The sequence below is a fragment of the Methylacidiphilum kamchatkense Kam1 genome (assembly GCF_007475525.1).
In the GTDB taxonomy this organism is placed as follows: Bacteria; Verrucomicrobiota; Verrucomicrobiia; order Methylacidiphilales; family Methylacidiphilaceae; genus Methylacidiphilum; species Methylacidiphilum kamchatkense.
In genome coordinates, this window is sequence record NZ_CP037899.1 from 1,395,635 (window position 1) to 1,420,218 (window position 24,584).

At 41.6% G+C, this 24,584-nt stretch carries 17 protein-coding genes and 1 pseudogene; 3 read left to right on the forward strand and 15 right to left on the reverse strand.

Features of this window, described 5'->3' with window-relative positions; all coding sequences use genetic code 11:
* Window positions 1-35: 35 nt before the first annotated feature.
* The 4 genes from kam1_RS06565 to kam1_RS06580 form a co-directional block, all read right to left on the reverse strand.
* The gene (locus tag kam1_RS06565; RefSeq protein ID WP_039720654.1) at window positions 36-3,230 is read right to left on the reverse strand and encodes an efflux RND transporter permease subunit; all 3,195 of its coding nucleotides are present in this window, start codon (window positions 3,228-3,230) and stop codon (window positions 36-38) included.
* A 105-nt stretch (window positions 3,231-3,335) separates the two neighbouring features.
* Entirely contained in the window at window positions 3,336-3,809 is a 474-nt protein-coding gene (locus kam1_RS06570) for a hypothetical protein (protein WP_143958325.1), read from the reverse strand.
* 100 nt (window positions 3,810-3,909) lie between these two features.
* Entirely contained in the window at window positions 3,910-4,488 is a 579-nt protein-coding gene (locus kam1_RS06575; RefSeq protein WP_039720652.1) for an RNA polymerase sigma factor, read from the reverse strand.
* Between the two features lie 112 nt (window positions 4,489-4,600).
* Window positions 4,601-6,139: a TolC family protein gene (locus kam1_RS06580; protein ID WP_235276693.1), complete on the reverse strand. Its 1,539-nt coding sequence runs from the start codon at window positions 6,137-6,139 to the stop codon at window positions 4,601-4,603.
* A 168-nt stretch (window positions 6,140-6,307) separates the two neighbouring features.
* On the opposite strand from kam1_RS06580, the gene kam1_RS06585 reads away from it, so the two are divergent.
* Window positions 6,308-7,384 carry an HD domain-containing protein gene (locus tag kam1_RS06585; RefSeq protein WP_039720649.1) on the forward strand — a complete coding sequence of 359 codons (1,077 nt, stop codon included), beginning with the start codon at window positions 6,308-6,310 and terminating at the stop codon, window positions 7,382-7,384.
* Here kam1_RS06585 and kam1_RS06590 read toward each other — a convergent pair.
* Window positions 7,374-8,270, reverse strand: a complete 897-nt coding sequence (locus kam1_RS06590) for a phosphoribosylaminoimidazolesuccinocarboxamide synthase (RefSeq protein WP_039720648.1) — start codon at window positions 8,268-8,270, stop codon at window positions 7,374-7,376. The two genes, kam1_RS06585 and kam1_RS06590, sit on opposite strands and share 11 nt — an antisense overlap.
* A gap of 108 nt (window positions 8,271-8,378) precedes the next feature.
* Here kam1_RS06590 and kam1_RS06595 point away from each other — a divergent pair, with 108 nt between their 5' ends.
* Window positions 8,379-10,910: a glycosyltransferase gene (locus kam1_RS06595; protein ID WP_143958326.1), complete on the forward strand. Its 2,532-nt coding sequence runs from the start codon at window positions 8,379-8,381 to the stop codon at window positions 10,908-10,910.
* Window positions 10,910-12,757 carry an ABC transporter ATP-binding protein gene (locus kam1_RS06600; protein WP_039720646.1) on the forward strand — a complete coding sequence of 616 codons (1,848 nt, stop codon included), beginning with the start codon at window positions 10,910-10,912 and terminating at the stop codon, window positions 12,755-12,757. The genes kam1_RS06595 and kam1_RS06600 overlap by 1 nt, the downstream gene beginning before the upstream one ends.
* On the opposite strand, the gene kam1_RS06605 is transcribed toward kam1_RS06600, so the two are convergent.
* From kam1_RS06605 to mraY, 10 genes and pseudogenes are all read right to left on the reverse strand, one after another.
* A complete protein-coding gene (locus kam1_RS06605) occupies window positions 12,741-13,877 on the reverse strand; it encodes a substrate-binding domain-containing protein (protein ID WP_235276691.1) in 1,137 nt (378 codons plus the stop codon). The two genes, kam1_RS06600 and kam1_RS06605, sit on opposite strands and share 17 nt — an antisense overlap.
* Window positions 13,878-13,905: 28 nt before the next feature.
* Window positions 13,906-15,018 (reverse strand): FtsZ/tubulin family protein, encoded by a 1,113-nt coding sequence (locus kam1_RS06610; protein WP_172616760.1) that lies wholly within the window; start codon window positions 15,016-15,018, stop codon window positions 13,906-13,908.
* Between the two features lie 37 nt (window positions 15,019-15,055).
* Complete coding sequence (ftsA, locus tag kam1_RS06615) at window positions 15,056-16,294, reverse strand: cell division protein FtsA (RefSeq protein ID WP_039720643.1); 1,239 nt, start codon at window positions 16,292-16,294, stop codon at window positions 15,056-15,058.
* Between the two features lie 30 nt (window positions 16,295-16,324).
* The gene (locus kam1_RS06620; RefSeq protein ID WP_039720642.1) at window positions 16,325-17,194 is read right to left on the reverse strand and encodes a cell division protein FtsQ/DivIB; all 870 of its coding nucleotides are present in this window, start codon (window positions 17,192-17,194) and stop codon (window positions 16,325-16,327) included.
* A gap of 37 nt (window positions 17,195-17,231) precedes the next feature.
* The gene (locus kam1_RS06625) at window positions 17,232-18,161 is read right to left on the reverse strand and encodes a D-alanine--D-alanine ligase (protein WP_039720641.1); all 930 of its coding nucleotides are present in this window, start codon (window positions 18,159-18,161) and stop codon (window positions 17,232-17,234) included.
* The gene (gene murC, locus kam1_RS06630) at window positions 18,158-20,443 is read right to left on the reverse strand and encodes a UDP-N-acetylmuramate--L-alanine ligase (RefSeq protein WP_039720640.1); all 2,286 of its coding nucleotides are present in this window, start codon (window positions 20,441-20,443) and stop codon (window positions 18,158-18,160) included. The genes kam1_RS06625 and murC overlap by 4 nt, the downstream gene beginning before the upstream one ends.
* The gene (murG, locus tag kam1_RS06635; RefSeq protein ID WP_143958328.1) at window positions 20,419-21,528 is read right to left on the reverse strand and encodes an undecaprenyldiphospho-muramoylpentapeptide beta-N-acetylglucosaminyltransferase; all 1,110 of its coding nucleotides are present in this window, start codon (window positions 21,526-21,528) and stop codon (window positions 20,419-20,421) included. The genes murC and murG overlap by 25 nt, the downstream gene beginning before the upstream one ends.
* 5 nt (window positions 21,529-21,533) lie before the next feature.
* Window positions 21,534-22,713: pseudogene (locus kam1_RS11275) on the reverse strand (FtsW/RodA/SpoVE family cell cycle protein).
* A 15-nt stretch (window positions 22,714-22,728) separates the two neighbouring features.
* Entirely contained in the window at window positions 22,729-23,448 is a 720-nt protein-coding gene (locus tag kam1_RS06645) for a muramidase family protein (protein WP_143958329.1), read from the reverse strand.
* Window positions 23,449-23,473: 25 nt separating this feature from the next.
* Window positions 23,474-24,574 carry a phospho-N-acetylmuramoyl-pentapeptide-transferase gene (mraY, locus tag kam1_RS06650; protein WP_039720636.1) on the reverse strand — a complete coding sequence of 367 codons (1,101 nt, stop codon included), beginning with the start codon at window positions 24,572-24,574 and terminating at the stop codon, window positions 23,474-23,476.
* Window positions 24,575-24,584: the final 10 nt, after the last annotated feature.

A 24,584-nucleotide genomic window follows, 5' to 3' on the forward strand; every position in this document is an offset into this window, starting at 1 on the left:
ATTCCTCTTTGCTTACAAAATCACAATCAATAGGCTTAATCCTTTTTCTCTACTAAACTTTCTTCTTCTTCTTTTCCCACAGCAGCAGTCTGAGGCTGGATCATTAAGGGCCTAGACTTTTCAAAACGAGAAAGTAAAAGATAAGCGGCAGGGACAACAAACAAGGTGAACACCGTTGAGACAGCAATACCGCCAAGTAAGGTAATCGCCATGGGGATACGGCTTTCAGCACCAGGGCCTAAGGCAAGAGCCGGAGGGATGGCGGCAGCAATCGTCGCCATCGAAGTCATAAGGATAGGCCTAAGTCGAATTGGGGCCGCTTCTAATATGGCCTCTTTAATAGAGAGCCCTTTATACCTAAGCTGATTTGTAAACTCAACCAAAAGAATCGAATTTTTCTTGGCAATACCCATTAACAAAACAAGGCCAATCATACTGTAAAGGTTAATGGATTGGTGAGTAAACCATAGCGCCAACAGCGCTCCACTCAAACTAAATGGCAAGGCAAGGAGCACAGAAAAAGGATGGACAAAACTGTTAAACTGAGAGGCTAAAACCATGTAAGCGATCACAACGCCAACCCAAATAGCGAAGACGAGACTTTGGAATGTTTCCTCGAAGGAGGCAGCTCCACCACTTAGAAAAAGTCTATAGCCTTTGGGAAGATTTTTGCTGCATATCTTTTTAGCCACTGCCAATGCTTGAGCCTGGGATTTTCCTGGAGCAACATTAGAAAAGATAGTAATTGCTCTTTCTCGCATTTTTCTTGTCAGTGTTTGATAGGTTTGGACAGTCTGAAGCTTAGCTACGGAAGTTATGGGCATGAACTCATTGGTATTAGTTCGGATCCCCAACCGAGCGATATCTTCTGGTCCTACTCTTTCATCGCCTCGTAACCTTATCCGGATGTCATACCGTCTTTCTCCATTAGTGAATTGTCCTTGGGCGATGCCTCCAATGGCGATCGCTACTGTATTAGCAATGTTCTGAATGGGAATCGAACAAGCGTTTGCGGCAAACCTATCGGGATAGACTCTGACTTCGGGCATTCCATCTCTAAAGTCTGTGTCCAGATCCACAAAATAGCCGCTTTTTTTCATTTCTTCGATGTCTGCCTGTACTATTTTTTCCAGCACTTTGTAGTCTTCCCCACGAATAGTCAATTCGACAGGGAATCCCCTCCCAGTGGTAAATCCTCGAATAGAAAGATCTTGTGGGGTAGCCCGAAGATCCTTAATCTTATTTAATTCTTCCCTTATGGTGTCCATCAAAACCCTTTGAGAAAGTATCCTTTCTTTTTTATCTTTTAAGGTGACATAAATAGTTCCAACATTGACTTCGCTGTCTACAAGATTCCCATCAGTCGCTCCTGTCCTTTGAATCATTCCTCCTACTTCGCCAAAGACTTTATCGACTTCCTTATGAGAAAGAATGAGTTTTTCACATTCTTTGAGCTTTTCTTCGGTATAATAAATCGAAGAACCCACAGGAGTTTGAATCCGAATAATGAAAGAAGATTCGTCTTGAGTGGGGATCAGTTCCTGGGGTAGAAAACTGAAAAGTTTCAACGAATAAAGAAAAACACCTAAAGCCCCCAAGATCACAAGCCAGGGATAAAAAATACAAAACTTCAAAAGATGCTTATACCCTTTGGCAAGACTTTTGAAGGAGTAATCAACGATATAGGCTAAGCCTCTTCTTTGGTAAGAGTCATCCATAATTTGAGAACAGCGCATCGGTGTTAGGGTAATGGCTTCCAACAGAGAGAGAGCTACTGCAGCCGAAATCGTAAGACCAAATTGATAAAAATACTTGCCTATGACCCCCTTCATAAAAGCCACAGGGAGAAAAATGGCGATAATAGCCACAGTGGCAGCCATAGCAGCAAAAGTGATTTCTCTAGCCCCATCTCTGGCTGCCATCACCCTTGTCTTTTTCATATCTCGATGCCTATAGATATTTTCAAGAACCATGATCGCATCATCCACAATAATCCCAATGGCCAAGGAAAGACCAAGGAGAGTAAAAAAATTCAAAGTAAAACCTAAAAAGTAGATGACAATAAAGGTTCCAAGAACAGAAGTGGGGATAGAAAGCAACACATTAAGGGTAGCAGTCCAGCTTCCGAGGAACAGATAACAGACCAAACTGGTGATAACAGCTGAAAGCCCAAGGGTAAATAAGGTTTCCTTAATCGAATCTTCTATATGTTTTGTTCTATCATAGACTACGCTCAGATGGATTCCTTTTGGAAGAAAGGGTTGAATTTCCAATAACTTTTTTTTGACCAATCGAGCCACTTCCACGGAATTTGCTCCGGGTTGCTTTTTTATGCCGACACCAATAATAGTCTGTCCATTACTAGCCGCAATGCGTCGAATATCGTCCAATCCGTCTTCAACCTTTGCCACATCCTTTATTCGTATATTCGATCTATAAATGAGTTCTGTGCCCCTTTTTTTAATTTGAATATTGCCTACTTCTTCCGGACTCAGTCCTTCCCCCATAGCTCTCACATTGAATTGCTTATGCGGGTTTTCAAGATCTCCTGCAGCCACTTCCACATGTTCCTGCATGATCGCCGTTTGAAGATCTTGAACGGTCAATTGGTACTGCGCCAACTTTTTACTATCTGCCCAAATTCTTAAATTTCTGACATTATAACCCGCTAACACAATCTGACCAACACCTGGAACAATTTGTAACTCGTCATGCAGCACAAGATCCACAAAAGTGACAAGATCATGAAGTGTCTTGTGCTCTCCAAAGACCCCAATCAATAAAATAGGCTGCTCTTCAGGGTTGTCTTTGACAAGGATTGGTTGCGGAACAGGAGTGGGGACCTGTTGCATGCCCACCTGCTGGGTTGGATCCATTGGTAATTTGACCGAGCTTATCTTCGATTGTACTTCGGTCAAGGCTGAATCGATGTTTCTACCGAGTTCGAACTCTAAAATGATGGATGCCTGCCCTAATTGAATATAGGAACTGATCCCTTTTAGCCCTTGTGCCGAAATCACTGCTTGTTCAATGGGATCGACAAGTTCTGTTTCAAGAATTTCTGGAGAGGCCCCATTCCATTGCAGGTTTATAGTAATAATCGGGAAATCGATCTCAGGAAGCTGACTAATTCCTAATCTAGAAAGAGCAACAATACCAAAAAAAATCAACCCTACCATCAGCATCCACGCAAATACAGGCCTGCGAATGGAAAGATCAGAAAGGGTCATAAAATGATCAATTTATCGTTTTATCTTCAAGACCTCAGAGTCCATCCATAAACAATTTGTTTATTTGAAAATATAGCGTGTTTTGTCGTTAGTGAGAAAAAATAGCTATCGAGGTGGTTGGGAACCTGTGGCCAAAGCAGAAACAAAAGGAGGTACCGTTATACCCGTAGTAGGAACAAATTCATTTTTTGTTTTTGAATAGCTTATTCCAGAGGTTGGCCCAAATCGTCCTTGCCCAATATATGTCGAACCCAAATAGTTGGTAGAAATCATTATTGTTGCCGAACCAGGCCGATTGCCTTGTAGAAATTGGCCAGAGGTAAATTTCGTATAACTAGGGAAAACCGATTCTCTGAGATGACGGATGCCATGGAGGCCTGCAGGGTAACTTTTATAGGAAGGGAAAAGAGGATTGACCGCTTTTGTTGTGGATGCGGAACGATAAAGTTTTATCTTTTCAGTTGTTGGATGGGGTTGCTTCAGTCCTCGTGTATGTCCAAACCCTCCCCCTCTACCTCCCCCCCTCGAGCCATACCGGAAGTAGCCACAGAAAAAAACAAAAGACCACAAACGAGCCATAAAGAAAGTTTCCCTCTATAATGCTCAATGACCATGCTTCCTTCTGCTTAAACTATTATATAGGCAAAACAAATTTTCTTAAAAAAAGTTTTTGTTTTCCTCAGTCTATTCTCTTACCACTTGCCTCCCATTTTTGAAAAGCAAGCCTTAAGGTCTCTCTTGCCCTAAAAAGTAGGGATTTTGTGGCGGGAATACTCACCCCAAGAATCCTTGCTATTTCATCATACGAAAGGTCCTCATAGCTTTTCAATATGACTGCTAATCGTTGTCTTGGAGGTAAGTCATCAATGATCTTTTCGATCCATTCCATCTGCTCTTGCTTAACGAGCTGGTCCAAAGGAGACATTGCCGACTGATAGGTAGCTATATCTTTATCTTCGCCGTTTTCCGTCACAAGAGGAGAAGATTGGATCTCCTTTTTCCGAAATTGATTGAGAACCAGTCTTCGTAAGATCGTATATAACCAGGTCCTTAGTTTTGCCCTTGGTTCATAGCGGCCTGCGGCTCTATAGGCTTGAAGAAAAACTTTCTGAGTTATTTCTTCGGCTAGAAACTTATCTTTTAACATTTTCAGTGCGGCTCCATAAATCGCTTGATAATGTCTTTGTACAAGAAGACCATAGGCCTCATCATCCCCCTTTGCCGTCAGTGCCATTAATTCAGAATCGCTATATTCCATATTTTTTCTCCATTACAGGTCATTACTTGGCCTCCTCTAGACAATTGTCTTATCATCTTAAAAAGGCTCAGCGCTTCGGACAAGTAAAAAATTTTGAATCAGCCCAAAGCCCTTACCTTGATAACATTTGGGAAGGATCAATTGGCTGGAGTTCCGCAGGTTGCGTTTTGATAATTTTTTGAACCGGCATCGCAGATCCTTCTGGATTTCTAGGTACTGTGCCTGCAGCCACAAAGAGGTTAACCAATTGCATCCTTGCTCCCATTTCGGCCTGAAATAGGTTGAGTCTGGCTGTTTGATAGGTATTTAAAGCAACAAGAACATCCAGCAAAGCGGCTACTCCTCTTTGAAAATCATCTCTTTGGGCAGCGTAATAAAGGGCTCCCACCTCTGTTTCCTCCCTCAATTGTACCACTTGACTGATCGCAGCATTAAAGAGAGCAAAGGAAATACGCACATTTTCATCCGCTTGCCTTTTCAAATCTTCCAATTGAAGTTGCACTTGATGCACAAGGGCTTCTTGCTGCCTGATCGTTGAGGTATATAGACCACCATTGAAGATGGGCATCGAAGTGATCACGTTGACATTCCAGACGTTTGGGACAGGTGGGTCATGAGTCAAAAGATAAAACCCATTAACAGAGATGGTGGGACCAAGCATACCTCTGGCAACAGCCAATCCAGCTTTCTGAGCGCGCAACAGTTGGACTTGAGCCAATACATCGGGCCTAGAACCAACCTGGGCAAGATACTCTTCTAGGTTCTTTGTCGAAGGCAGGCTTTGGGTGTCTTTTATGTTTATTTTTTCAGGTGGAATCCCCAAATAATAGGTAAGAAGAGCCAGAAACTGATTGTAGAAGCCTTTGTAATTTTCCCTTTGAGCTACGGTTGCCGCTAAATTCGTTTGTGTTTGGAACACATCGGCTGGCCTCGATCTTCCAATTTTTTGCCTATACTCTAATTCATTGACAAGTGCCTGCAGAATATCGATCTGATCGTTCAATATGGCGATACTCCCTTCGTACATCAACGCGCTATAAAAAGCTGAAGCCAGATTCGCGTAGAGAAGTTGATAATCCCTTTCCATATGATAAGCGGAGTAAGCGGCAGTCGCCCGAGCCGCATTCAGCCGGTTGACATTCTGAAAACTATTGAAAATAGTCCATGTACCACTGAGGGAATTTAAGGAAAAGTAAGTACTTGGTGCGACTCCAAAGGCTATGCCCCCTAAGGTTGGGGCAAAGCCAACGCTGTTTTGAAAACTTTGTTCATTTAAGAAAGAGACTTGAGGATAAAATTGAGCAAGCGTTTGAGATACAACGGCTTGCTGAGCAATCATGCCCTGATAGTCTATCTTTAGCTGATTCCACCTTGCGGCTGCAAGTTGGAAACATTGAAAGAGGTCTAGTGCTGTTTTATCGGATTGTTTGTGGGCAATTGGAGAAACAGCTTTCAGCAATTCCTCAAGAGGAGGGGTATAGGAAGGAGCAATTCTACCAGGAACAGGTTGACTAATAGGAGGTAGTGCTCTTGGCGGTGGTTTGCCTTCTTCCACTGCAGGAACTTGCGCTTCCACAGTCGGTAGTCTTTCTTCAGCGAATGATTGGATAAGCGGACTGAGGAAGAACCAAAGGACAATTATTACTACCATGACCATTGCCCTTTTTATAACAAAGAAAACTAAACTTTATCCAAAAATTTTGTTTTTTTTTCCCTTTTTTTATCTCCGTTTTTCTAAAAATTCAATTAAATAGAGAAGTACCGTTTTTTTTCTTTTTAAAACATAATTTTACTATCAAAACCCGACTGATGCGATTTAATGCAGACGGAAGAAAAAATAAAGAGCCTTAGCGAACTTTCTGAAAGAATAGGACAAATAGAAAGTTTAAGTGGGAGTATTCGCTGCCAACTAGTATCTACAAAAGAATCTACTACCCGAAACGGATCTTTTTTCCTAGATATTGAAATTGCAGACCATTCAGGAAACAAAAAAATTAAAATATGGCAGGAATCAAAAGCCTATGCTTCTTTTTTAACACTGCCAAAGAACGCCTTTGTCGAATTTTCAGCGACTTTTCGCAATAGCTCCTATGGTTTGCAAGCGATCGTCCATACTCTGAGGGTTTTAAACCAAGAAGAAATACAAGAACTTCTTGAACCAAACCGCAATGCTGAAATTCAAGCGGATTGGGAACTGCTTCAAAAAAAAATAGGCTCCATAGCAGATCCTCGCCTTAATCGCTTATGTTCCCAATTCCTAATCGACTATGGAGAAAGATTCAAAAGGGCGGCGGCTGCTAGAGAATACCATCATAATTTCCGTGGTGGCTTGCTCAGACATGTATGCCAAATGATCCAAGCTGCCGAAGGGTTGATGGCAGCTTATCCTGTGTACAACTGGGACCTTATCAAAGCGGGGATCCTTTTCCATGATTGTGGAAAACTCTGGGAAAACGATTTCCAAGAACAGGGGTTTGTCATGAAAAGAAGCAAAACAGCCGAACTCATTGGCCACATCCCAATAGGGGTAGAAATTGTCAACTCCTTGTGGAGAAGCCTGCAACATAGCGAGGAATTTCACAAAGCCTTGATTCCCCCTTCAGATCTAGTCCGAGTCCATCTCCTTCACTTAATCGTTTCCCATCACGGTCTTAGAGAATATGGCTCTCCTGTGACCCCAAGGACGCCAGAGGCTTGGATTCTTCATATCCTCGATAATCTGGATGCAAAATTAGAGATGTTTCGTTGCGCCTATGAAGAGGGGAAAGAAGTTGTACCTGGCATCTTTGAAAGAAGGCCTCCTCTAGAAGGCTATCCTATTGCTCCCTTAAGCAAGTATACATCCACCCCAAAGCCTTCGACTGAGGAGACCGCTCCAGAAAACCTTATGGACTAATGGAGGCTTCTAGCTTTTTAAGTCGTTCTGGAAAAAGCCTGGAAAGGACTTCTTTATACCGCTTTTGTGTTTCTCTTATGATTTCTTGACTGAGATGTGGTGGGGGTGGCTGCTTGTTCCATTTCAATTGTTCAAGATACTTGCGTATGATCTGCTTATCGTAATGGGCAGAATTTCCTTTGTGTTTTTCATAATCTTCGACCAACCAAAACCGAGAACTGTCTGGTGTAAGCATTTCATCAATTAAATAGAGTTTTTCGTCTCTTCTGCCGAACTCAAATTTTGTATCCACAAGAATCAAGCCTTTTTGATAGGCATATTTTTTCCCAAAAAGATAGAGATCTAGGGTCATATTTTTTAAAAGCTCGTAATCATCCCCGAGGATTTTCTTGGCTGATTCTATATCAAGCGCCTCATCATGCCCTTCTTTAGCCTTTGTTGTAGGACTGAATAAAGGCTCAGGTAATGGACTGCCAAAAGTCAAATGAGGGGGTAGTCGGTAGCCGCCTACTGTCCCTTTTTCAAGATATTCTTTCCAACCGCTACCCACTAGATAACCCCTGGCGATAAATTCCATCGGTATTGGATCGCAAGGAAGCATTCGCATCAGCCTACCTTTCCATTCTGGCAGATTCACTTCATGGGGAAGTTCCTCAGTTAATAGCGCATTGGGAAAAAGCAAGGAGGTTTTTTCTAACCAACCCAAGGCTATTTGATTAATAATAATACCCTTTGTTGGAATGACTTCCGGTAGAATGCAATCAAAGGCAGATACTCTATCAGTGGTCACCATCCAAAGTTCTTCTTTCCAAGCATAAAGATCTCTTACTTTTCCGCTTCTTATTTTTCGAAGACCGAATCGTTCCAAATCTTGCTTCGCTTCCATCTTTTTATTTAAATCCTTTTATTCTTTAAGCTATAATACTTTTTAAAGAATGTAATTTTCTTTCTTTTCAGACAGCTTAAAATTAAACTTTTGCCCTGACATTTAGCTGTGACAACATCAGCTCCTTCTGAATCTCAACTATTTTCTCAAAGAATAAAAATTCATTCCAAATTTTTTTACGACAAAGGGAAAAAGTTTTACATCCAAGGAGTTAATTATGGCCCTTTCCGACCAAGGGATTCGACAAATTCATATTTTCCTCTTGCAGAAGAAGTCAGAACGGATTTTCTACTCATGCAGAAAGCAGGGATAAATACGGTTAGGACCTATCATTTTCCTCCTTGCTGGTTGTTAGATCTAGCAGAAGAATACGGGCTAAAAATTTTAGTTTCTATTCCTTGGACAGAAAGATACCTCTACTTTTCCGATCCCCACTCATTCAATGCTTTTAAACAATGGATAAAACAGAAAGTAAAAGAGTATGTGGGCCATCGAGCCCTATTAGGTTATTTTGTCGACAACGAACTGCCCCCAGACTGCATTCGTTTTTACGGAAGAAAAAAAATTGAAAAACTCATTTCCGATTTGCTTCTCCTTATTAAAGATACTGATGGGGAAGCTCTTGTCAGCTATGCCAATTTCCCCCCAACGGAATACTTCCAACCATATCCCGTAGATTTTTATAGTTTCAATGTTTATTTGCACAACCCCAAAGACTTGGAAGCCTATTTGTACAAACTGCAAAATCTAGCAGGAGAAAAACCACTCCTTCTAAGTGAGTTTGGCATGGATTCCTTGAGGCACGGACAGGACGATCAAGCATGGCTACTTGGAGAACATATTCGGATTGTTTTCCAAACAGGACTAGCTGGAACGATCATATTCAGCTGGACAGATGAATGGTTTACTGGAGGGATGGAAATAGAAGATTGGGCTTTTGGATTGGTAACCAAAAATAGAGAACCCAAAAAAAGTTATTGGATTATTAGCAAACTTTTCCAAGGACACCCCCTTCCCCTTTACCAAAGATTTCCTTTGGAACGCACTCCGAAAGTCTCTGTGATCGTTTGCAGTTACAATGGAGCCAATACTCTTTCTGATTGTCTTTCCTCATTGAGGGCCATTCAATATCCAGATTATGAAATTATAGTGGTCGACGATGGTTCAACGGATCATACCCAGGAGATACTCAAAAAATTTCCTGAAGTTATTTCTATTCATCAAGCAAACAAAGGGTTAGGAGTCGCCAGAAACGAAGGTATTAAAAGAGCTTCTGGAGAAATTGTTGTTTTTACAGATTCAGACTGTATGGCCGATCCCGATTGGCTATACTTTCTCGTCAAGACCCTGCTTGATAAACAATACGTGGCCTGTGGAGGACCTAACTATTCTCCTATCCCCAAAGGTCTTATCCAGGCAATTATATCCCTAGCACCTGGCTCCCCCAGTCATGTACTGCTGACTGATAGCTCTGCAGAACATATTCCTGGCTGTAATATGGCCTTTTGGAAATGGATATTTGAGAAAGTAGGCTATTTTGATCCTACTTTTCGGAAAGCTGGAGACGATGTGGATATTTGTTGGAGAATATTATTTAATGGATACCAAATCGGATTTAATCCTTCGGCAATCGTTTGGCATTATAGAAGATTTACGATCAAAGAATATCTCAAACAGCAAATAGGTTATGGGGAAGCCGAAGCGCTCCTTCGTTTTAAACATCCCCATTCCTTTGGAGCGTTGGGCAGTGCAATCTGGAAGGGGCAAATATATGAACAAAATTTTAATCTTTTCTCTTTGAGAAAATCTTCCATCTATCAAGGTGTTTTTGGAACCGGATTGTTTCAATTTTTATACCCTGGAAAAGAAAATTATTGGGCTACTCTCACAAGAAGTTTCGAGTATGTGATGGCTGCTTCTTTTCTTTCTCTGCTCCTTTTTACTATTGAAAGAACTAGACTATGGTTCTTTCTTCCTTTCCTTCCTCCTCTTTCGTCAGCCTTAAGCTATATTGCCCAACTGAAAGCTGATCCCAAAAAATTGAGATTTACTTCTAAACTTCTCCTTTTTTTCCTCGTCGTTATCCAACCCATTGTTAGGGGCCTTACAAGACATAAGCACTGGTTTTTTTCTCGGAAGCTGCCATTAGCTTTTCCAGGGAACAGTACCAATCTGATCCCTGCAATATTCACAATACAAACGCCTCTTATCCTCTCTTATTGGTCCAAAACAGGCCAAGATAGAATTAGCCTTTTAAAAAAGATTGTTGAAAAACTCGATGAAAAAGCTTGCCGTTATGCCTTAGACTCTGGTTGGGACAGTTGGGATATTTTTCTCTATGCAGACACCTTCTGGGACTGCCCCCTGCTTAGTCTTACTGAAATCTATCCTCAAAATGAGAGGATTATAAAAATAAAATTGGATGCTAAACCAACAACCCTCCACAAATTAATCTTAATTATTATGCTTCTAGCTACATGTTTTCTATGGATTGGAGTAGGACAGACTTCGCTCTTGGCTACACTACCTCTGCTAGCCCTTCTTTCTTTTTACTTGAGAATCAAACAAAGAAGGATGTTCATTAAACTAATGGCTTTCATCGATCAAGCTGCCAAAGAAGCCCTTTTGACAAAAATCTAATGAAGAATGCAACCCACCCAACAACGCATCGACTCAAGAAGCTTTCTTTTATACCTGCTCTTTTTGATTCCTTTGCCATTTATAAGCGTACGTTGCCTTATTATCAACCTTTCTTTCCCAAACTCCTTCTCTGCGCATTTTTGATTATTCTTTCTGTGGGGCTAAATATCCTAAGACCTTGGCCAGTGAAATGGCTCATTGACGATGTGCTGCTAAAAACCATCAATCACCTCCCCCATGGTTATAGTCAGAATCTTATGACCACAGCTTTTATTGGCTGTGCAACCTTATTTCTGATCTATTTGATCCATAGCCAATTAACCCTTCTAATCAATTCTTTACTCTATCGCATAGGGCTATCAGCACTTCTGAAATTAAGAACTGATACTTTCTCCTTCCTTCAATATCTTCCATTACGTTTCCATGAATCAACCAAAAGTGGAGACATAGTTTATCGAATTGCCTATGATAGCCAATCAATACTGACCATGTTGATTAGGGGATTTAGCACTATCTTTAGTTCTTCCCTCCTGCTCATTGGCACCTTAGTGGTGATGCTGAAGCTTAATCTATATCTAGCCACAACCGCCCTGGGAATTGCTCCTTTGTTATGGGCAATTATCTCAGCCAATACCGCTAACATCAGGAAAAAAAGTACCCGAGTCCAAGAACAGGAAAGCAATCTTTTGGCAGAGACCTCAGAAAGAATTTCTTCAATGCGGTTGATTCAAGCTTTCTCTAAAGAAGAAGAATCGATAGCATCTTTTGAAAAAGCAGCTTGGAACAGTCTGAACGCCAACTTTGAATACCTGCAGACTAGTAATCTCTCTTCCCTTCTTATAACAATGACCACAGCCTTCGGAACAGCCCTGATACTTTTCATAGGGACGAATGAAGTCTGGAAAGGAAGATTATCTATTGGGCAATTATGGATTTTTCTAAGTTATCTGGCTTCCTTATATCAACCGATGGAACAGCTCAGTTACACGTCTTGGGCTTTGGAAAGTGCCACAAGTAGTATGAAAAGAATTTTCGAGCTCTTTGAGATTCCTAATGAAGTTTCAGAGCCTTCTAATGGAATCGTTTTGAAGGCTCCACAAGGTAAAATAGAATTTAGAAACGTCTCTTTCGGGTATCACCCAGGAAAGCCTGTTCTCAAAAATATAAGTTTCACTATCAATCCCGGAGAACGCGTTGCTATTGTAGGTCCCACAGGATCCGGAAAAACAACCATTCTTTCCTTACTCTGTAGGTTTTATGATCCAATCGAAGGTGCTATCACTATCGACGGCATCGACCTACGAAGCATCACCAAAAAATCATTACGCCAACATATTTCTCTCGTCTTACAAGATACTATTCTATTCAATACGACCGTCGAAAAAAATATCAAATTCGGGAAAGAGGGAGCCAGTCACGATGAAATCATCGAAGCAGCAAAAGAAGCTTCCGTCGATTCGTTTATTAGCCAACTGCCTAAAGGATATGATACGATTGTAGGAGAAAAAGGGGCACTTCTCAGCGGGGGACAAAGACAACGAATAGGTTTAGCCAGAGCTTTCTTAAGAAATTCTCCAATCCTTCTTTTGGACGAACCAACCAGCTCCTTAGATTTAAAAACGGAACTAGAACTGATGTCTTCCTTACTGCACCTGATGAAGAATAAGACTACCCTTTTCGTTACCCATAGGCTCCACATCATCCATTCTTGGGAACGTATTCTTGTGATAGTAGATGGGAAAATCTGCGAAGAAGGAAGCGGTAAAGAACTATTAGACAAAAAAGGGGTCTTCTATCACCTATGGAAAGCAGGCAATTTTTTCTCACCTTCTACTGAACCTCTTTGACTATTTCCCCTAAAGCCTCAAAACTATAACCAGGTAATAAGGCTAAATCATTTTTAAGATCCCCAGATTTGAGAAAATCCAGAAATTTTTCTACCGCAGGCTGCAAAATTAAATCATGAGGGATAGCTAACCAAAACTCCATCTCATAAAGCGGAACAAAATCCAAGGAAGTGATCTCCGCACAAGCCCTCGAACTTAATCCAACATCGGCAAATCCATACCCAACAGCCTTGGCAACATCCAAAGCAGTAGGTAGCTCGATGCGATATCCGTTAATTTGATCTGGTTGGATCTCTGCCTTGTTTAGCAAGCTATCAAGCAATATTCGGGTTCCAGAGCCATCTTCTCTATTGACAAACCGGACATTTTTTCGGAGGAGATCTTCTATTTGTCGTATTCTCAATGGATTGCCAGGTTTCACCACGAACCCTTCTTCCCATTTACTAAAAGCGAAAATCAAGCCTCCTGTTTTGGCCAATGCTTCGGTACCACTTGCGATATTGTTTTTTGGATGCTCTTTCGGAAAATGGAAACCACCAACATGAGCAAATCCCAACTGTAGAGAACTTAGGGCTTTAAGACTTGGTTGTCTGAACCACCATAGCTTAAAGTCAGAATACCTAGCAAGACGATTAGAGAGCATTCCAAGAGCAGGATCACACCCAACCAAAAAAATTTGTTTTTCTATTTCTGAATAGGGGCAAAGAAGCCTGAGTTGTCGACAATTCCCTTCAGAACGTACTCGAAAAGCATTCGCTTCAACATACCCAAGATTTAAGTCTAGACTGGTAGAAGGCCATGCAATCTTCTTTCCTCTCACCTCTCCCACAACCAATCTTTCTGGGCTTTTTTCAGTGTGTGTATTTTGCTGATCCATCCCAACAATACAATCGACATCTACAAAATCCGGGCTATAAGGAAAAAGAAACTCGACACTTTTTCCTAAAACCCGAGCCAACCTAAGAGCAACGGCCGTATTAGGTACATAGCGCCCACTTTCCATCGCATGAATGGTTTGGCGACTTACCCCAATTTTGGAAGCAAGTTCCTTTTGGGATAGGCCTTTGCCAATCCTTGTCAACCGAAGAGGATTATTTATGAGAGAATCTTTTAAAGCCATCTTTCTATGCATGCCCAGCAGTCAGTTTTCAAATTTTAATAGAGATCCCTTTTCTTAAAAAAGCAGGCAGATCCAAATTAACGCCTTTATGGATCGTTTTATAGCCTTTGGTAAAAATACCAGTAGAAATACTCTCTTTTTGAAGGCCATCGGCAGGTTGTGTAGAGCTTTTATCATCCGCAAGGTCGGCATCGATCCTTTCGAGTTGTTTGTCTACCTCTCTTTCAATAAACTTTTCTCCAGCCGCATTACCAATAAGAACAAACCCCTCCTCTCCAGCACCCATATCTTCTCGAATAATACTCATATAGAAACGGTCGAACAAGCTTTCTTCGGCCTGAAAAAGGCTTCGTAGGTCTTCCTCAGCTTTCGGAGGAGAAAGAAAAAAACAAACCCAGGCCACCTTCCTATTCTGTTCTGAAGCGGCATCCTTAGCTGGCTGCAAATAAGGTTGTATCGTATCTGGTAGTTTCTCTACCCCTCGTAAGGAAAAACTATAAAAGTCTTCGACAAAGAGAAGGGAAGGGAAATTGATGCTATCAAAAGGAGCTTCTTCTGTAGCCGCTTGGGTTAAGTGGTACCAACAGGAAATGATAGAGCTTACTTTTTTATTGAGATTTCTATACACCCGAAGGGGATCATCTGCTGGACCAAAAACTCCCTTTGCTTTTTCGTTAGAGAAAAAAATGAACTGATGAGGAAACTCTAAAAGTTCTTGCACGGTTTTTCTTGCTGTGTCTCGACGCAAAAAGGCCTCAGAATGAAACGGAAGAAAAGCTATAGCACTGAGAGTCTTGACTCTTTCGCTGGCTTTTCTAGAAAAGAATCGGAGCCCTGCGCTGCCCATTGCTCCTCCAAGCCCAGATAAAACTAATAAATGCTCACAGTCCTCCAACATCTGTTCAATTCTCGGTTCTTCTTCCTCGAAAATCTTCGATGCCAATTCCAAATCCCCACATGATCCTAACCCCTTTGTCGCCTCTTTGCCAAGTAGTATTCTTCTTTCTGCAAGGCTTGCTTCTACACTGGAAAAATCAGCATCCAAGGCATAAAAGTGGCCACGAGGCTCTTCCGCCAAGATCCATTCGTCCAGTAAATTAATCCCCGCTCCTCCTATCCCAACAACGACATTTTTCGTCAAAAGAACCCTTCCTTTTGTTGTGTAAATGAAAGTGTTATTAATTTAAAAATTTGATATTTCCTAAAAATCGCAAGAGTGAAGAACGCATTTTTCCAAGCGGTCCTTCCTTTAGACTCTCCATTTCGAATATCCGTCCATATCTGAGTAAGCCTAAAACGGTATACAGATCCGGTCTATTGAGATAGGATTGATCCCCTTCAAAAGGCAGCGGTTCGGCTAATTTCACAGGATAGCCAAAGATTTTTTGAGCTAGCTCTTCTACTCCATCGATCTTGCTTCCGCCGCCAGTCAAGTAGATGGTCCCTGTAAAATGAGGCCAAAATGATTGCATTTCGAGATCCTCTTTGATAATCTCAAAAATTTCTTCTTGCCGGGCTCTCATAATTTTTACAATGGCATTATAAGGCACCAATCTTTCTTCGGGAAGGGGATGATTGCTTGTTGTCAGTCTCTTTTTTATGGATTCCGAGCCTAACTTAAAAGAACCAAAATGTTTCTTTATTTCTTCTGCTTGAGGAAATGGAATTCTTAAGGCTAGAGCTAAATCATTGGTTAAATGATCTTGCCCTACCCCGATCACTCCAGAGTGAACGATAATGCCTCCGTGATACACGATATAGTCGGTTAGCCCTGCTCCTAGGTCAATAACAATTGCTCCATGCATTTTCTGACTCCGTGTGAGCACCGCTTGAGCTGTTGCAAAGATACTCAGACAGTAATTGCGAATATCAATAGAAAGCTCTTTTACGCACCGGACAGTCGTTTGAAGCCTCGTAGCAATGCCTGAAATGAGATGATACTCCGCTGTCAACTTCTTTGAAAAAAGACCAATAGGATTTTCCGTCAGTGTGCCATCGTCTAAAGAATAGGTTTTCAATAGGTCATGTAGAAGGATTTGTCCCGTCGGCAAGGCCTGCTGTCTGACCAGAGACCTAAGTTCCATTAAGTGCTTTTGGTCGATGCGATCTCCTTCTTCTCCAAGGCTGATAACCACTTTAGAATTGAAAGATCGGATATGGGCTCCACTAATGGCCAGATAGACTTCTTCGATCGCTACATTGGTTTTTGCTTCAGCTTCTACTATAGCATCATGTACCGATTTTTGAGCTAGCTCAAAATCGACGATTTCCCCCTTTCTAACATTGAGCGAAGGGCTCTCCGCAATCCCCAATAAGTAGAGCTCGCCCTCTTCCCTTAGTTCAGCCACCGAACAAGCTATTTTGCTTGTCCCTATTTCAAGCCCAACAAGAATTGGCCATTCTTTCTTCCAAAACATTATCGTTTCCCAAAATTCAAACTTTATTCATTACTGAAAGATTACTGGTACATTTTGCTCTGGAGTTAGATCGACCATGGAGATTTTACGGCCATGGCTCTGAGAAAAAGAATAAATTTTTTGCAGCCTTTGTACCTGTTCATTCAAATGATCGATCCGGAAGGTAAGCCGGACTCCATCTCTTGTAAGGAGACCAATAGAAAGTGGCCTTGACACATCGATAGTTTGAGGATCAAAGGCGAAGTGTAAAGAAGAATTTTCTAATATATGAAGCAAATTAAGGGCAGCAGAAACCTCCGGTTCTTCTATTCTTTTTTTCCCTTCAATCAATTTCAAAGGAACCCCCACCATTTCTGGCAAAGAAAGAAGATCCTCCCTGTTTTCTGTTACAAATGGATAGCCTTTTTCATCAAGACAATACTTCCTATTCTCTTTGGATTTCACTGCCAATCTCACAACAGGTTTTCTTTCCCAAATCCTTATTAGGATGCGATCGGGAAGTTCCCTCCGGACAAGGGCTTTATCTACTTCTTGAATGGAAGAAACTTTCGAATAGATATCCTTCAACGACAGGTTAAAGATATTATCTCCAACATGCACATTTGAAGCACGGAGAACCTCGTCTTTTGTGAGGCGTCCGCTCCCGATAAGCTCAACGTTGATGTGTTTAAGCTGATAGCCGTAACGCGCTAATAGATTGTTTTTAAAATAATTCCAGCTTTTAAATCCTCCGAAAGTCACAATCACAAACATTCCGATATATAACAACGATTTTAATAAAAGAGAAAATTTGATCCCTTTTTTAGGCACTCTTTCTTTGCCTTCGACGTGCAAAAGCTCCATTGGAGCTTTCTTGAGTCGATTCTTTTTTCTCTTTCTTGGCCTGTTCTTTACCTTCATATCATGCTCCTTGGAAAGATTTGGACTCTACCGCTTTTTAGATCCTGACACCAAAAGACTCTCTGGCGCGCCATTTGAAGAAAGAAAGTTCTACAATCTTTTCACAAAGTTCTGCAAAATTCAGCCCAGCTGCTTTTGCAGCCATTGGGAACAGACTGGTTTCAGTCATTCCAGGGATTGTATTTATTTCTAAAACCCAAGGAACCCCGTTTTCTGACAAAATGATATCGACTCTTCCGTAAATTGAGCAGCCTAGGACATGAAAAGCATCCAGAGCTGTTTTCTGGACCGCCTCCACTTGACTCTTAGTCAACAAAGCTGGACAAATGTATTCTGAAGCTCCCTTCGTATACTTATTTTGGTAGTCATAAAACCCCTTTTTGGGTTTAATTTCCACAATAGGAAGTGCTTTGTTATCTAAAATTGCCACTGTCAATTCTCTTCCCTTGATAAGCGTTTCCGCTATCACGACGTGATCAAATTGTTTTGATTTTCTAACCGCTTCTTCAAAATCCTCCATAGTATAGACAAACTCTACCCCAATGCTTGAACCCTGCCTTGATGGTTTGATGACGTAGGGAGGACCAAAAGGGAGTTTTTTTTCTTCACCCACAACAAAAAAAGGAGGCGTAGGAATACCTCCTTGGACAAATAGTTTCTTACTCCAAACCTTATCAAAAGCCTTTTCACTAGAAGCCGCATCACTACCTGTAAAAGGAATGCCTCGACGCATTAAGAGTCTTTGTATTTGTCCGTCTTCTCCAAATGTCCCATGAATACACAAAAAGCAGATTTCCGTTGATTCAGGCAGTTCGAACTTTTCATTGATTACGTCGACTGCTGTCAGCTCATAGCCCAGAGCACAAAGCGCACTTTCAACTGCCGAAGCTGTCTTCAGAGAAATCTGTCTTTCTGCGGAGGGACCTCCTTTCAAAACAGTTATATGTTTAGGCAATCCTGGCTTCATTGTTCTTCTCCCAAAATGACGACTTCTGTTTCTAGCACGATGCCTCTTTTTTCAAAAGCCTCCCTTTGAATCAAGCTAATTAGCTCTAATATGTCTTTTGCCGTTGCCCCTCCCTCATTGATAATGAAATTCCCATGTTCTTCCGAAACCCTTGCTCTACCTACTGCCTTGTTTTTTAAACCTAGTTCGTCAATTAATTTTCCAGCTGGAATGCTTTTTGGATTTTTAAAAATACAGCCTGCACTAGAACCCGCAGGTTGGCTTTCTACCCGTTTCATTGAAAATTCTTTTAATTCCTTTGCGATAGTCTCGCTATCCATTGGCTTAGCCATAAGTTGAGCTGAAAGAGCAATGTGATTCTCAAAAAAAGGGACTTTTCGATAAAAAACTTCCAGTTCTTGCCGATCAATCTCTCCAATATTCCCTTCCATATCCATAAAGCGGACTCTTTTGACCACATCCATAGTCGATCCCCCCATAGCTCCGGCATTCATTCTTAAGGCGCCTCCCAAACTACCAGGTATGCCTTCCATAAAGGAAAGGCCTCCAAGTCCATGCTTTTTAGCTTCATAGACTATAGTCCGCAATTTGGCCCCACATCCGGCAAATATCGAATGACCTTCAAAACGTATATCACAGAAATTTGGGTGAGCTAAATGGATGCAGAGGCCTTTGATGCCACCATCACGAACAAGAAGGTTCGTTCCCTTGCCGATCCACACCACAGGCAAAGCCTGTTCTTTGGCAAATCGCAAAAGCAAGGCAAGATCAGCCTCGGTTGCTGGCTCTGCCCAAATTTCAGCAGGCCCTCCAACCCTCAAGGTCGTATGCCTACTTAACGGTTCATTCATCAAAAGCTTTGCATCAGCCGACAATTTACTTTTAAGGTAATCAATCATACGCAGATACTCTGTTAATTTTTCCGCTGTTTTATAAATATCCCCTGCCCCCATGGTTACGATGGTGTCCCCAGGTTGCAAGATGGAGATTGTTTTATGGATCAGTCTCGTTTCATCAGGCTCAAAGAAAACTGCTGGATGCCCTTGTTCTTTAATGGCTTTAGCTAACGCAGCTCCATCTATCCCATTAGAAGTCTCTCCAGCTGAGAAGATCTCCGTTACCACAACGACATCGGCTTGAGAAAAAGATTGTGAAAAAAGATTTTGCATCTTTTTCACTCGGCTATATCTATGAGGTTGGAATAGCGCAACCGTTCTTCTGCCACGTCCTTTTGCCGAACTCAACGTCGTTTTGATCTCTGTCGGATGATGGGCATAATCATCGATGAGTTCAAAATAGTTGCCTTTAAATTTTAATTCAAACCTTCTTCGAATCCCTGAAAAGTTCCCAAGGGCACGAGCGGCTCTCAAAGGCGAAACTCCAAGGGTCGTTGTCAGCGATAAAGCAGCAAGGGCATTTTGCACGTTTTGAATACCCGGAATCGATAAAGAAAGTTCACAGAGCCATTCCTCCCCTTTATAGAAATGATATCCTGATGTACTTGTTGCAGCCTTCATCCAAAATGCCGCTGCTCTTTCTCTTAAACTATAATTGATGGCTCCTTGTTTTTTCCACTCTGCGATGAGTTGACAATGAGGGTCATCCTGATTATAGACAACTGTATCGGTGGTTTTGGCAACCATTTCTCTAAAAGTCAACACGATAGAATGAATATCTGCATAATAATTGAGATGCTCTTCCTCGATATTTAAAACTACCAGAGCATGCGGAGAAAAATACAAAAAGCTGCCATCGCTTTCATCCCCTTCAATGACCATATATTCTCCAGGACTCCACCGCGCACTCTCTCTAAGAGAAATCGTTTCAGCTCCCAAATAAAAGGAAGGATTTAGCCCACATTCCTGGAGGATCCAGGCAATCATGGCAGAGGTCGTACTTTTTCCATGCATCCCACTAACGAGAATGACTTTTTTTTCAGCGGCCAAAAGAGAAAGCAAAAAGGCTCTTTTGACAAGTGGTATGCCAAATTTTCGGCAAGCCTCCAATTCAGGGTTGACTAAAGGTATTGCCGATGAATAACACACTAGATCAGCAGCTAATACCTGAGATTGGTCATGAGTTGGATAAAACTCCAATCCATGGGCTATTAGTTTTTGTGCTTTTTCAGTCGGTTCGTGGTCCGAACCACTGACTTTGTAGCCTCTTGCAAGTAACAGTAGAGCCAGCGGGGCCATCCCACTGCCACAAACTCCTAATAAATGAATCTTCGAGCGGTCATTCTTGAGGATGTTTTGAACTAATTCTCTTTCTTTAGCAGACATCGTTCGATTATCTCCACTATTTTATCAGTTGCATCAGCCTTGAAGAGAGCATGAGCAGCTGCCCCCATCTCCTTGGCAAGTTGGCCGTTGTTAAGGATTAAGTCTATGGACTCTTTTAAAGACTGCGGCGTCGTTTTCGATTCTTCAAATACAAAAGCCGCTTTTTCTTTTGCCAAAACTCTCGCATTTTTGGTTTGATGATCATGCGCCGCATAGGGATAAGGAATAAGGATGCTTGGTAGACCAAAGGCGCAGATCTCTGTTAAAGTCATTGCTCCAGCTCTACTAATCACCAAATCGGCTAAACTATAATAAAGATTCATCCTATGCGAAAAGGGCTCCACCACAACTCGATACCCGTAGGAGCTGTAAGCTTTCAAACAGTCTTCATAGTCGTTTGGCCCAGTCAAATGTATAAATTGAATAGTTTCTTTTTGCTCAATCCATAGCGGTAATAATTGAAGCATCAGTCGATTAATGCCACTAGCCCCTTGACTGCCTCCAAAAACAAATAAGGTTTTGCGGCTTGGTTCAAGCCCCGTTCTTTGGCAAGCTTCATTCCTGGGAAGCCGGCTGAGTTCCTTGCGAATCGGTATGCCTGTGAATATTTTTTTATCTGGAGACAGGGAAACCTCGCACTCTTCCATCCCTAAGAGCAAGAAATCCGCACGGTTTGAGAAAAGCCGCGTCACAAGGCCTGGAACAGCATTGGCCTCATGGATAAGCATTGGCAACTTTCGATTCGCTCCCATAAAAAGGGGCAACGCACTGATAAAACCACCAAAAGCCAAAATCAAATCAGGTTTAAAAGACAAAAAGATCGACCGACACTTTTTATATCCATCAAAAAGTTTTATAGAAAAAGAGATAATTTTACTTGAAAACAACCCTGGCCATCCTGCCACAGGGAGTGAGTCCCAAGCAATATTTTTTTTGTTTTTTATCGCTTCCCTATCGACTGGTTTGTCTGAGAGGATAAGTAGAGGATGATGACCCTTTTCGATTAGCTTTTCGGCAACGGCAATGCCTGGAAATAGATGACCTCCTGTTCCTCCACAAGGAATGAGAATATGGAACGGTTTCATAATCCTTAGAGACTGATAGAGCGCTGCGCCCCTTTCTCTTCTATTTTGATGCGAAATTCTGGAGGCCTTTGTCGATGAATGTTCAATAGCACACCTACGGACATAAGGCAAAAAACAAGATTCGATCCTCCATAACTAATGAAGGGCAAAGGAAAGCCTTTATTCGGAAGCAAGCCAGTTACGACGCCTAAATTTGCTAGTGTCTGCATGCCTATCAAGGAGGTAAGGCTTGTACCAATCATCAACCCCTCTTTATCCGGAGCAAAAAGAGAAATCCATCCAGCGGTTAAAATAAAACTTAGATAAAGCCCAACGATAAGCAGGGTTGCCCAAAGACCCAGTTCTTCACCAATAATAGGAAAAATAAAATCGGTAGTCGACTCTGGCAAATAAAACATCTTCTGACGACTATTTCCTAATCCAAGTCCACTGATCCCCCAGAACCTAAAGCGATCAAGGACTGCCAAACCTGATAAGACTTCCCTTCTTTATCTTGATCCATCGCCAAAAAAGCCAAAAGTCTAGATCTTCTTTCTGGCATTAACAAAGCAATGACAAGCACGATAAGGATACCCGAGCCTAAGATAGGAAGGATCCATTTCAAGGAAATACCCCCAAGTATAAAAAAAGGACAAAAACCATAAAGTAGAGAAGACTCGATCCAAGGTCTCCAGAAACTATTAAAAGACTAACAAAAAGTCCCACCGTCACAAAAGCCGTAAAAAAGGGAGACATAAAAAAAGGGCCTGTCTTTTTGGCATTCGACAGGATGTGAGCAAAAAAAAGGGAGATAAAAATTTTTGAAAATTCTGAAGGCTCTACATTGAATCCACCTATGGAAATCCATCGAGAAGAACCATGAACCTTATGGCCAATTCCAGGAACAAAACAGAGAATGAGAAGAAAAAAGCCAAGGATCAAAAGCCAAATGGACAGTTGTAGGAGTTTGTGATAATCGATCAGACTAAAAACCAAGCAGCTAAAGAGCCCAATAGCAATCCAAAGGAATTGGCGCAACATTAAACTAGAAATCTGACTTTCTTTTTCCAATACAAATTTCCCGGAAGCACTAAAGAGGGCTACAATGCCAATAGAGAGTAAAGTTAAAGCAATGGCGACTAGCAAATACCCAGAAAATTGATTGATTTTCTTTGTCTTTTGGTGAAACAGATCTAATTCTTGCATCGGAAAAACTAAAGTCTATTGTGGTGGTGGTGGTGCGTTTTGCAGAGAGCTGGAACCAGAGGATGGGGAAGAACTATCTTTTTCTTTTTCTTTTGGATTAGGAATGACCAATTCCTGTCCTATCTTTAACTTCGTAGGATCCTTGATCGCATTGGCATCCACGATGTCTTTTACAGAAAGATGAAACTTCCGCGCTATTTTCCAAAGGCTGTCTCCCTGTCGAACGGCATAGATCCTTTTGCCATCAGCTTCTTTAAGAAGCATAGATTCTTCAGCCATTTCCTCTTCTGCCATGGGAATCCTTATTTTTTGACCCGGGACAAGGGTATCGCCTAGAGAGGGATTATACTTTTTAAGTTCATATACACTGACTTTATAATGCCTAGCAATACTTAAAAGACTCTCTCCTTCCTTGACTATATGAACGGATATTTCCCTTGTAGGCGGCCTGACTTGTGGCTGCTGTGGGACTTGCAAATTTTGAGGTGCTGACTCCGGATTTTCCGATTGCATTTTTTGCTGGGAGGGAGGCTGAAAATTCAAATTCTGGGATCCTCCTGGATGTTGACTTAATACTCTTCCTTTGGAATGAAGCAAATAATAGACAGCCACCGAACCGATTACTAAAAGATGTATTCCCAGAACCAAAATCAAAACAGCAATGACCTTTAGGCCAAAAGAAGGCTTCGAAGCTTTGCTTTTTTTTCTTCCATATTTTCTAAAATTCCAACTCATTATATATCGACTTTCATCTAAAATCTTATCTAATTTTTAGACTTGATAAGGCAAGCAGTCCAAAAAGTAAACTGAGGATCCAAAACCTTACGGTCACAGCAGTTTCACTCCATCCTTTTAGTTCAAAATGATGGTGGAGAGGAGCCATCGCAAAAATCCTTTTACCCGTAAGTTTATAGGAAGCCACTTGTAAAATAACAGAAAGAGCTTCGATCACAAATATTCCCCCCGCTATGACAAGGAGGAGTTCTTGACCGATGATGATCGACACTACCCCTAGAGCACTACCTATAGCCAATGAGCCTGTATCCCCCATAAACACTGCTGCCGGATAGCAATTATACCATAGAAAACCCATACAAGCACCAATGAGCGCTGAACAAAAAATAGTCAATTCTCCGACTCCTTTGACATAAGGAATGAGAAGATAGCTGCTCATATCCGCTCTTCCAGATACATAAGAAAAGACGGCGTAGACAAACGCAACGCCAATAGAACAGCCCGCTGCTAGTCCATCTAGTCCATCTGTCAGATTAACCGCATTGGAGCTTCCCATAACGACCAGGATAAAAAAAGGAATGGCAAGCCATCCAATATCAATAGCGTTCAACTCCTTTAAAAAGGGAATGGTCAACCTTTGGGCATGCTTACATGTTTCCGGATCAGAAAAGAGAACCACTCCAACGATCGCTCCGACTAACCCTTGGGCAATCAGTTTGACTTTACCAGGAATACCATAATGTTTTTTTTGAACCACTTTCCTAAAATCATCCAAAAAACCAACTGCTCCCATAAAAAGCATACTCAGAAGGGTAAGCCAAAAAAACTTGTTTTGCGGTATAACCCAAAGCAGGCAGCTAAAGGTTACGGCAAACAATATGAGCAGCCCTCCCATCGTGGGCGTGCCCGACTTGGTCTCATGAAGAGCTGCAAGATCCCGGACCACTTCTTTACCTCGAATGGGCTGACCAGCCTTCAATCTTTTTAAAAGCCGAATCATTGGCTTGCCCAATAACCAAGAAAAAACCAAGGCAGTAATGGCCGCCCCCATAGCCCGAAAAGTGATGTACTTAAAGACGTTCAATATCCCAAGATGAGCAGAATAAAGATGAAGATAATAAAGCATGATTTTAAAG

Bases quoted from the DNA above. Each gene is read 5' to 3' on its own strand.
- kam1_RS06565 (WP_039720654.1), bottom strand. From the start codon at position 3,230: ATGACCCTTTCTGATCTTTCCATTCGCAGGCCTGTATTTGCGTGGATG.
- kam1_RS06570 (WP_143958325.1), bottom strand. From the start codon at position 3,809: ATGGCTCGTTTGTGGTCTTTTGTTTTTTTCTGTGGCTACTTCCGGTAT.
- kam1_RS06575 (WP_039720652.1), bottom strand. From the start codon at position 4,488: ATGGAATATAGCGATTCTGAATTAATGGCACTGACGGCAAAGGGGGAT.
- kam1_RS06580 (WP_235276693.1), bottom strand. From the start codon at position 6,139: ATGGTAGTAATAATTGTCCTTTGGTTCTTCCTCAGTCCGCTTATCCAA.
- kam1_RS06585 (WP_039720649.1), top strand. From the start codon at position 6,308: ATGCAGACGGAAGAAAAAATAAAGAGCCTTAGCGAACTTTCTGAAAGA.
- kam1_RS06590 (WP_039720648.1), bottom strand. From the start codon at position 8,270: ATGGAAGCGAAGCAAGATTTGGAACGATTCGGTCTTCGAAAAATAAGA.
- kam1_RS06600 (WP_039720646.1), top strand. From the start codon at position 10,910: ATGAAGAATGCAACCCACCCAACAACGCATCGACTCAAGAAGCTTTCT.
- kam1_RS06605 (WP_235276691.1), bottom strand. From the start codon at position 13,877: ATGGCTTTAAAAGATTCTCTCATAAATAATCCTCTTCGGTTGACAAGG.
- ftsA (WP_039720643.1), bottom strand. From the start codon at position 16,294: ATGTTTTGGAAGAAAGAATGGCCAATTCTTGTTGGGCTTGAAATAGGG.
- kam1_RS06620 (WP_039720642.1), bottom strand. From the start codon at position 17,194: ATGAAGGTAAAGAACAGGCCAAGAAAGAGAAAAAAGAATCGACTCAAG.
- kam1_RS06625 (WP_039720641.1), bottom strand. From the start codon at position 18,161: ATGAAGCCAGGATTGCCTAAACATATAACTGTTTTGAAAGGAGGTCCC.
- murC (WP_039720640.1), bottom strand. From the start codon at position 20,443: ATGTCTGCTAAAGAAAGAGAATTAGTTCAAAACATCCTCAAGAATGAC.
- murG (WP_143958328.1), bottom strand. From the start codon at position 21,528: ATGAAACCGTTCCATATTCTCATTCCTTGTGGAGGAACAGGAGGTCAT.
- kam1_RS06645 (WP_143958329.1), bottom strand. From the start codon at position 23,448: ATGAGTTGGAATTTTAGAAAATATGGAAGAAAAAAAAGCAAAGCTTCG.
- mraY (WP_039720636.1), bottom strand. From the start codon at position 24,574: ATGCTTTATTATCTTCATCTTTATTCTGCTCATCTTGGGATATTGAAC.